The organism is Planktosalinus sp. (assembly GCF_059864935.1).
Window position 1 is genome coordinate 1 of record NZ_JCBCCK010000515.1, and the last position, 9320, is coordinate 9320.

6 protein-coding genes and 1 pseudogene are annotated in these 9320 nt (G+C 38.9%); all 7 read left to right on the forward strand.

Annotation, left to right across the window (positions count from 1 at the left end; genetic code table 11):
- Positions 1 to 880: pseudogene (locus AC6F75_RS14750) on the forward strand (DMT family transporter); the annotation flags it as partial.
- Positions 881 to 928: 48 nt separating this feature from the next.
- Positions 929 to 1882, forward strand: a complete 954-nt coding sequence (locus tag AC6F75_RS14755; protein ID WP_500715850.1) for an acetyl-CoA carboxylase carboxyltransferase subunit alpha — start codon at positions 929 to 931, stop codon at positions 1880 to 1882.
- Positions 1883 to 2050: 168 nt separating this feature from the next.
- Positions 2051 to 3604, forward strand: a complete 1554-nt coding sequence (gene dnaB, locus AC6F75_RS14760; protein ID WP_500715851.1) for a replicative DNA helicase — start codon at positions 2051 to 2053, stop codon at positions 3602 to 3604.
- A gap of 54 nt (positions 3605 to 3658) precedes the next feature.
- Positions 3659 to 4915, forward strand: a complete 1257-nt coding sequence (locus AC6F75_RS14765; RefSeq protein ID WP_500715852.1) for an asparagine synthetase B — start codon at positions 3659 to 3661, stop codon at positions 4913 to 4915.
- An 8-nt stretch (positions 4916 to 4923) separates the two neighbouring features.
- Positions 4924 to 5937 (forward strand): N-acetylneuraminate synthase family protein, encoded by a 1014-nt coding sequence (locus AC6F75_RS14770; protein ID WP_500715853.1) that lies wholly within the window; start codon positions 4924 to 4926, stop codon positions 5935 to 5937.
- A 4-nt stretch (positions 5938 to 5941) separates the two neighbouring features.
- Complete coding sequence (tilS, locus tag AC6F75_RS14775; protein ID WP_500715854.1) at positions 5942 to 7246, forward strand: tRNA lysidine(34) synthetase TilS; 1305 nt, start codon at positions 5942 to 5944, stop codon at positions 7244 to 7246.
- A gap of 68 nt (positions 7247 to 7314) precedes the next feature.
- Positions 7315 to 9320, forward strand: a 2006-nt coding sequence (locus tag AC6F75_RS14780; protein WP_500715855.1) for a cytochrome c biogenesis protein CcdA, incomplete at its 3' end; no start/stop codon positions are given.

Genomic DNA, 9320 nt, shown 5'->3' on the forward strand with positions numbered 1-9320 from the left:
TATCTCCACCTTCATTTTATAGTTTTTATATGGGGGTTCACAGCAGTTTTGGGAGCTTTGATTTCGCTTGATGCCACACCTTTGGTCTGGTACAGAATGTTGATTGCCTGGGTGCTGATCTATATTTTTGTGATTTGGAGAAAAATCAACCTTAGGTATAGAACCATCACCTTATTGGGATTTGCTTTGGCAGGGTTGATAATTGCACTTCATTGGATTACTTTTTTTGCTGCCATCAAGGTTTCAAATGTTTCGGTAACCCTTGCAGTGCTTTCAACAGGTGCGTTTTTTTACTTCATTGCTGGAGCCTATTTTCTATAACAGAAAAGTGATTTGGTATGAAGTGATGTTTGGCATTTTTGTCATTATTGGATTGTACCTGATTTTTGATGTAGAAACCCAATTTCTTACCGGAATTCTTCTGGCACTCAGCTCGGCATTTTTGAGTGCATTGTTTTCTGTAATTAATGGAAAGTTTGCCGTAAAATATCCCGCAACAGCAATCTCTTTTTGGGAGTTGCTTTTTGGAACAATTAGTATTTCAATATTTTTTGTCTATACAAACAGCTTTAACTTTGAGTTTTTCAGTGTTTCAAAATCAGACTGGTTCTATCTGTTCATACTTGCTTCGGCCTGTACGGCCTATGCGTTTATTGCTTCGGTTCATGTAATGAAATGGATTAAACCCTACACAGTAATGCTTACCATCAATATGGAGCCCATTTATGGAATTATACTGGCACTGCTTATTATAGGTGATGTTGAATATATGAGTATCCAGTTCTACTATGGAGCTTTAATCATACTGGCAACGGTCATTATAAATGGCATCATTAAAACCCGCAACAGTACAAAAAGCGATGAATTAAGCAACCACTAATCAAACAAAGTTTTTATCTTTGTATATCTTTATAAAAAACCAAAACTGATGGAATATCTTGACTTTGAACTCCCCATTAAAGAACTCAATGAACAGTTGGAAAAGTGTACTTTAATCGGTCAGGAAAGCGATGTTGACGTTACAGAAACATGTAAGCAAATTGAAAATAAGTTAATTCAGGCCAAAAAGAAACTTTACAAGAACCTGACACCATGGCAAAGAGTTCAGCTTTCAAGGCACCCCAACAGGCCATACACCCTGGACTATATCAGGGCCATCTGTGGTGAAACTTTTTTAGAACTTCATGGCGACAGAAATGTGAAAGATGACAAAGCAATGATTGGCGGTCTTGGAAAAATAGGTAGCCAAAGTTTTATGTTTGTGGGCCAGCAAAAAGGCTACAATACCAAAACCAGACAGTATCGTAATTTTGGTATGGCCAACCCGGAAGGTTACCGAAAAGCCCTTCGCTTAATGAAATCAGCTGAAAAATTTGGAGTACCGGTTGTTACTTTTATTGATACCCCGGGCGCATACCCCGGGCTTGAGGCTGAAGAGCGCGGTCAAGGTGAAGCCATAGCCAGAAATATTTTTGAAATGTCCAGGCTTCAGGTACCCATCATTTGTGTGATAGTGGGCGAAGGAGCCAGTGGTGGTGCACTGGGAATAGGAGTTGGAGATAGAGTTTTGATGCTTGAAAATACCTGGTATTCGGTGATTTCACCTGAAAGTTGTTCATCCATCTTATGGCGAAGCTGGGAATTTAAAGAACAAGCTGCAGATGCACTAAAACTTACCGCCACTGATATGAAGAAAAATAAACTCATTGACGTAATAGTCAAAGAACCTCTTGGTGGCGCACACAACGACAGAGAAACAACTTTTAAAACCGTTTCAAAAGAAATTTTAAAAGCATTTGAAGAGTTAAAAAACTTATCCCCAAAAGATTTAGTGGACAAAAGAATGAATAAATATTTTGAAATGGGACCTTACAAAAGCTAACTACTAATACTTTCACTACATTACAAAAATCCGGTTCAAATGAATCGGATTTTTATTTGGTTATCAACATTTTTTTTAAGATATTAACAGTTAAATTGTTGATGAACTGTTAAGAGTTAAAATCATAAAACTCAAAGTTTATCTTAACATTTTATTTACATTCGCAATATGGAAAAAGTACAGCCTCACATTGAATTTTCTACCCGCAAATCACAGGTGATTTCTTTGGAAAAAGGAAAAATACCTCCTCAAGCAGTTGAATTAGAGGAAGTTGTGTTGGGGGCGATGATGATTGATAAAAAAGGAGTTGATGAAATCATCGATTTAATCAATCCCGATGTTTTTTATCGAGAAGCCCATCAACACATTTTTTCGGCCATCTACCAACTCTTTAAAACAGGACAGCCCATCGACTTATTAACCGTTGCGGCACAACTTAAGAAGGATGGGAATCTTGATATAGTGGGAGGTGAATTTTATTTGATTCAGCTCACTCAAAAAGTCTCCTCTTCGGCACATATTGAGTTTCACGCCAGAATTATTTTACAGAAATATATTCAGCGTAGTTTGATTAAAATTTCAAACGAAATTATCGAAGATGCTTATGAAGAGTCCACCGATGTTTTTGACTTACTGGACAATGCAGAATCCAAATTGTATGACATCACGCAAGGTAACATCAAGCGTTCTTCAGAGACAGCTCAAAACCTAGTTATCCAAGCAAAAAAACGAATTGAAGAAATTTCAAATAAAGAAGGACTCTCGGGAGTTCCATCAGGATTTGAAGTACTGGATAAAATCACTTCAGGCTGGCAACCCAGTGATTTGATTATTATTGCTGCCCGACCGGGTATGGGTAAAACGGCACTTACGCTTTCTATGGCAAGAAACATTGCTGTAAGCAATCAGATTCCTGTGGCATTCTTCTCTTTGGAGATGTCATCAGTGCAATTGATTACCCGTTTGATTTCTTCTGAAACTGAATTGAGTTCAGAGAAGTTGAGAACCGGAAACTTGACCAAATATGAATGGGAGCAACTCAATGTAAAAGTAAAAGACCTTGAAAAAGCACCTCTATTTATAGACGATTCACCTTCATTATCCATATTTGACTTAAGAGCAAAAGCCAGACGACTGGCCTCTCAACATGGAATTAAAATTATTTTTGTGGATTACCTGCAATTAATGACAGCAGGCGGAAGTCAAAAAGGAGGGGGAAACAGGGAACAAGAAATTTCAACCATTTCCCGCAACCTAAAAGCCTTAGCCAAAGAACTGGATATACCGGTAATTGCGCTTTCACAACTTTCACGTGCTGTTGAAACCAGGGGAGGGAGCAAAAGACCTTTGCTTTCTGATCTTAGAGAATCGGGAGCTATCGAGCAGGATGCTGATATTGTATCTTTTATTTACAGACCCGAGTATTATAAAATAGATACTTGGGACGACGATGCCCAAACACCCACCGAAAATCAGGCTGAACTCATTGTGGCCAAGCACCGTAATGGCGGCCTAGGTGAAGTGAGATTAAAATTCATTGGAAATCTCGGTAAGTTTGACAATCTGGAGGATAATTTCAATGTTCCTCAGGAGTTTCATTCATCAATGAATGCCGCTGCAAATGATGATACATTTAAGCCCGATAGGCATATTCCTTCGGCAAATACCTTTGACAATTTAGACAAATTGCCCCCGGATAATAATGGCGATGTTCCGTTTTAGTTAAAATCTGCTTAACTTCACTGCTATAAATCAAAAACTTTTTATCTTGCTGAGATGAAAAAGATCGCGTTTTTATTTATTTTGCTTTTTAGTATACAAAGTTTTGCATCCTATATTTTAATACCCATGGATGCCGAAAGTCAACGTGAGCACCTCAAAGCTTACGGAATTACTTATTGGGTGCTCGAACGACAACAAAAAGTACAGTGGTTGCTCAACTATCGCGGGGGCTCCTTTTTAATGCCTGATGTGGAAGAAATTAGAAGGGAATGTCAAATTAGAGGTGTGAGTTTTGAAGTAATTTCAACTGCAAGAGCTGAACAGATTCTTGAAGAAATAGAAAGTCCTTCAAGAAACATGAATGCCGTTTTGCTTGAAAAGGCACCACGCATTGCTGTTTATACCCCAGATACAACCCTTCCCTGGGACGATGCCGTGACGCTGGTACTCACTTATGCCGAAATTCCCTATGACAGGGTCTATGATGAGGAAGTACTCAATGATCAACTCTTGTTGTATGACTGGCTACACCTGCATCACGAAGATTTTACTGGTCAATATGGAAAATTTTACCGGATGTACCGTACTACACCATGGTACATTGAAGAAAAGAAACGAGCTGAAGAACTCGCAGCCAGTCTTGGTTTTGATAAAGTTTCAGAAGCCAAGCTTGCTGTTGCCCTTAAAATAAGAGACTACGTCATTGGAGGGGGGTTTATGTTTGCCATGTGTAGTGCTACTGATTCATTTGACATTGCCCTCGCTGCTGAAGGCGTCGATATTTGCGAACCTATGTTTGACGGAGACCCCAGCGAACCCAATTACCAAAGCAAAATAGATTTCAATAAAACATTTGCATTTACAGACTTTATTTTGGAACGCGACCCTATGGTGTATGAATTCAGCTCCATTGATATGACATCTAAAAGAAAAATCAAAAGTGAAACCGATTACTTTTCATTGATGGATTATTCAGCCAAATGGGACCCCATTCCAACTATGCTGGTACAAAATCATACTTCATTGGTGAAAGGTTTTTTTGGGCAAACAACTTCTTTTGACCCCACACAAGTCAAACCCAATGTTTTGGTTATGGGCGAAAGCAAAATCAACGGCGAAGCCAAATACATCCATGGAATAAAGGGAAAAGGTTTTTTTACTTTTTACGGTGGCCATGACCCCGAAGATTATCAACACAGGGTGGGTGATGCTCCTACAGAGTTGGCATTGCATCCCAATTCTCCCGGCTACAGGTTGATTTTAAACAATGTGCTTTTCCCTGCTGCAGAGAAGAAAAAACAAAAAACCTAATAATACCCTTGAAAAACAACCTTTCATTGATTATTGCTGAAGTGGCACAGGCTCATAACGGAAGTTTTGAAAAGGCATTGCAGTACATTGATGCAGTGGCAACAACCGGTGTTCAGGTCGTAAAATTTCAAACCCATATTGCTGAAGCCGAAAGTAGTATATACGAGCCTTTCCGGATTAAAATGCATACCTCTGATAAAACCCGTTTTGACTACTGGAAACGGATGGAGTTTTCCCTGCAACAATGGAAAGAGCTAAAATCCTATTCAGAAGAAAAAGGACTTGAATTTATGTCTTCCCCGTTTAGTAATGCCGCCGTTGACTTGCTGGAACAGATGGGGGTAAACAGTTACAAAGTGGGCTCGGGTGAAGTGAACAACTTTCTATTACTGCAAAAAATCGCCAAAACCGGAAAACCACTCATCCTTTCCAGCGGAATGAGTTCCTATGAAGAGTTGGACAAATCAGTTGGGTTTTTAAGGGCGCATAAAGTTGATTTTTCCATATTGCAATGCACCACTTCATATCCAACCTCACCGGAAAATTACGGGCTCAATATCATACCGGAGTTAAAAGAGCGGTATAAGGTCAGGGTAGGTTATTCTGACCATTCAGCAAAAGTTGAAACGTGTCTGTCTGCATTTATGTTGGGTGCCGAAATTCTGGAATTTCACGTCAAACTGGACGAAAATGAAACCGGACCGGATGCGTCTTCTTCACTCACCATTTCAGAAGCAAAAAAACTGGTTGAAAGTATTGATAATATCGCAACAGCAATGCTTAATCCTGTAAATAAAAACGACATCACTGAATACAGAGAATTGAAAAATATCTTCGAGAAATCGCTGGCACTCAATAAACCAATGATTTCCGGGCAAATCATCACCTTTGAGGATCTTGAGGCTAAAAAGCCCAAAGGCTACGGTATTGATGCATCACAATTTCAGGAAGTTTTAGGTAAACCACTCAACAAAGATAAAAACCAATGGGATTTTTTAACTTTGGATGATTTAACATTCTAATCTCATGCTTAGGGAGTTTCAGGCACATCTAAAAAATCAGTTTCCTTTTTTGAAAGGCAATCAATTGTTGGTGGCTTGCAGTGGCGGTTTGGACAGTGTGGTGCTCACCCATTTGCTTGTAAAATCGGTTTATCAAATCACACTTGCTCATTGTAATTTTTCCTTACGGGGAAATGAAAGTGACACCGACTCAAATTTTGTCATTCAACTTGCCAAAAAACTTGAAATTCCAGTTTACACCGAAACTTTTGAAACCGAAACATTTGCAGATGAACACGGGATGAGTATTCAAATGGCTGCCAGGCAATTGCGCTACCTTTGGTTTGAAGAATTGTCAAATCAGCTGAACATCAAATACATACTCACGGCTCACCATCTGGATGACAATCTGGAGACATTTCTTATCAATTTATCAAGAGGCACCGGGTTAAGAGGATTAACGGGCATTCCAGAAAATCAGGGTAAACTGATTCGACCTTTACTGGCTTTTTCAAAAGAAACGGTTTTGGCTTACGCCGAAAAAAATAACCTCAGCTGGCGTGAAGACAGTTCCAATGCATCCAATAAATATTTACGCAATGCACTTAGAAATGAAGTCATTCCAAAATGGAAAGAAACAGTACCAAACCTGTTACAAAATTTTGAAACCACTCAAAAAAACCTGCTTGCAAGCCGAAATTTAGTAGAAGATTATCTGGCATTATTATTGACATATCTCGCTGAGGAAACTGAGAACGGATATAAATTTTCAGTCAAAAAAATAAAAGCACTACCCAACAATAAAACTGTGCTGTTTGAATTGTTTTCACCACTTGGGTTTACGGAGTTTGATGATATGTACAACTTACTTTCAGCCCAACCCGGAAAAAAAGTGTATTCATCTTCTCACGTTTTGTTGAAAGACCGGGATTTTCTTTTTCTGGAGGCCATCGGTAATGAATCAACAGAAGTTGAATTCACTATTACTGAGACTACTACTGAAATTGATTTTCCCATTCGCCTCGCTTTTGAAAGTGTGACCCAGCGTGGGTATTCTTCAGAAAACATTATTTTTGTTGACTTTGATTTACTTAAGTTTCCTTTGGTTTTACGGAAATGGAAAGAAGGCGATGTGTTTTATCCCTTTGGAATGGCCGGAAAAAAGAAAATTAGTAAATTTTTTAAAGATGAAAAGTTATCTTTGCTTGCCAAGCAAAAAACCTGGTTACTCTGCAGCGAAAACGAAATTGTTTGGGTTGTGGGCTTAAGAGCCGATAACCGCTTTAGGGTAACAAACAAAACAAAGAGAATTTTAAAAATACAGTCCTGATATTCAGTGGAATTAATCACTGTATTTTATCCTCAAATTTACAAATCGATTAAATTTTTAGATTTAAAGTGAAGAATTTTATATTATCAGTTGTAACGCTACTCATTTTTGCTTCAGGTTATTCCCAGATTTTTGACCCCATTAAATGGCAAACTACTGCTGAAAAACTGGACGAACAGACTTACAGGCTTCACTTCACTGCTACCTTGGATGCCGGTTGGTATCTCTATGCCCAACAGGATGTGGGTGACGAAGGCCCAATACCTACAGAATTTCAATTTATAGGATTTGATTCAGGGCAGTACAGCTTGATTGGCAGTACCATCGAGCCGGAAGGCGACCCCATTTTTGATCCCATCTTTGAAATGATGATTAAGAAATTTCAAGGTGTAGTTCCATTTTATCAGGATGTGAAACTACTGAATCCTGACTTGCCTTTTATCGATGCCGAGGTGTATTATATGGTGTGTGATGATGAAAAATGCTTGCCGCCCGATTTAATGGAATTCAGGTTCTTTTTTGATGAAACACAAGCACAACAACAGTTGGTAAATTTAGGTGGAATGCCACAGTTATTTGGCGATTCACAATTTGAAAATCCCGTAAGCTGGACCGGAAAGTTGATTGGCGTTTCAGATGATGTGTACACATTTGTTTTTGATGCTGTCATTGATGAAGGCTGGTCCATCTATTCACACAAAATGGATCCTGATTTATTGGGCCCATTACCCACAGAAGTCATTTTCAATGACTATGAAGGGTTCGAAATATTTAAAGAAATCTCTGAAACAGGCTCAAACATTTTTAAAGGTTTTGATGAGTTGTTTGAAATGGAAACCATCAAACTCAGAGACGATGGCCGTTTTGAGATTTCAGTGAAAGTGTTTGACAAAAGCAAACCCATTACAGGCTTTATTGAGTTTTTGGCTTGCGATGATGAAAAATGTTTACCTCCCACAGGGCTGGATTTTACGTTTAATCCTGAAACGGGGGAATTTATTTTTGAAGGTGAAGGTTTAAAATCCACATCAGATCGTGTTACAGGTGAAGGCACACCGGTTTATTATGAGTTTGATTATACCCTCGCTAACAGCAATTGCGACGGCACCGAAATCCCCAAAGAAGACTCCAGTAATTTTTGGTGGGTGTTTATTGCCGGGTTCTTGGGTGGCCTGCTGGCATTGTTGACACCTTGTGTATTCCCTATGGTGCCACTAACTGTGAGCTTTTTCACAAAAAGCAGTACCAGCAAGGCAAAAGGTATAAAAAATGCCATTATTTATGGAGTTTCCATTATTGTTATCTATGTAATTTTAGGTTTGTTCATCACTGCAATTTTTGGTGCAGATGCACTGAATTTATTGTCCACTAATGCTTGGTTTAACTTAGCATTTGCTGTTTTGTTTATAGTATTTGCCATTTCTTTTTTCGGCTATTTTGAAATTACGCTACCCACAGCTTGGGTAAGTCAAACAGATAAAGCTTCAAATCAAGGAGGGTTGTTAGGCATCTTTTTTATGGCGTTTACACTTGCGTTGGTTTCATTTTCCTGCACGGGCCCCATCATAGGCACGTTATTGGTTGAAACTGCAATAGGAGGAGGGCCAACACTTTTTGGCAGAATACCAATAGGGCCTCTTATTGGAATGTTTGGTTTTTCACTGGCTTTGGCTTTGCCATTTGCCTTGTTTGCTGCCTTCCCGGGTTGGCTCAACTCCATGCCAAAATCCGGTGGTTGGATGAACAATATCAAGGTGACTTTAGGTTTTATTGAAATTGCACTCGCACTAAAATTCTTGTCCATAGCAGATATGATTATGGGCTGGAAGATACTTCCCTATGAATTGTTTTTAATTCTTTGGATTATATGTGCATTGGGAATGATGTTGTACTTTCTTGGAATTCTTCGGTTTCCGCTTGATAGTCCGGTTAAAAAAATTACACTTACAAGAGGTGTTTTATCAGTAGCAATGTTAAGTCTGGTAATTTATATGGCGATGGGCTTCAAAGTAAGCGACCAATCAAACGGATTTATAACCCCCAATCTTTTAAGCGGTTTGGCACCACCTGCCGG

Bases quoted from the DNA above. Each gene is read 5' to 3' on its own strand.
- dnaB (WP_500715851.1), top strand. From the start codon at position 2,051: ATGGAAAAAGTACAGCCTCACATTGAATTTTCTACCCGCAAATCACAG.
- tilS (WP_500715854.1), top strand. From the start codon at position 5,942: ATGCTTAGGGAGTTTCAGGCACATCTAAAAAATCAGTTTCCTTTTTTG.
- AC6F75_RS14755 (WP_500715850.1), top strand. From the start codon at position 929: ATGGAATATCTTGACTTTGAACTCCCCATTAAAGAACTCAATGAACAG.
- AC6F75_RS14765 (WP_500715852.1), top strand. From the start codon at position 3,659: ATGAAAAAGATCGCGTTTTTATTTATTTTGCTTTTTAGTATACAAAGT.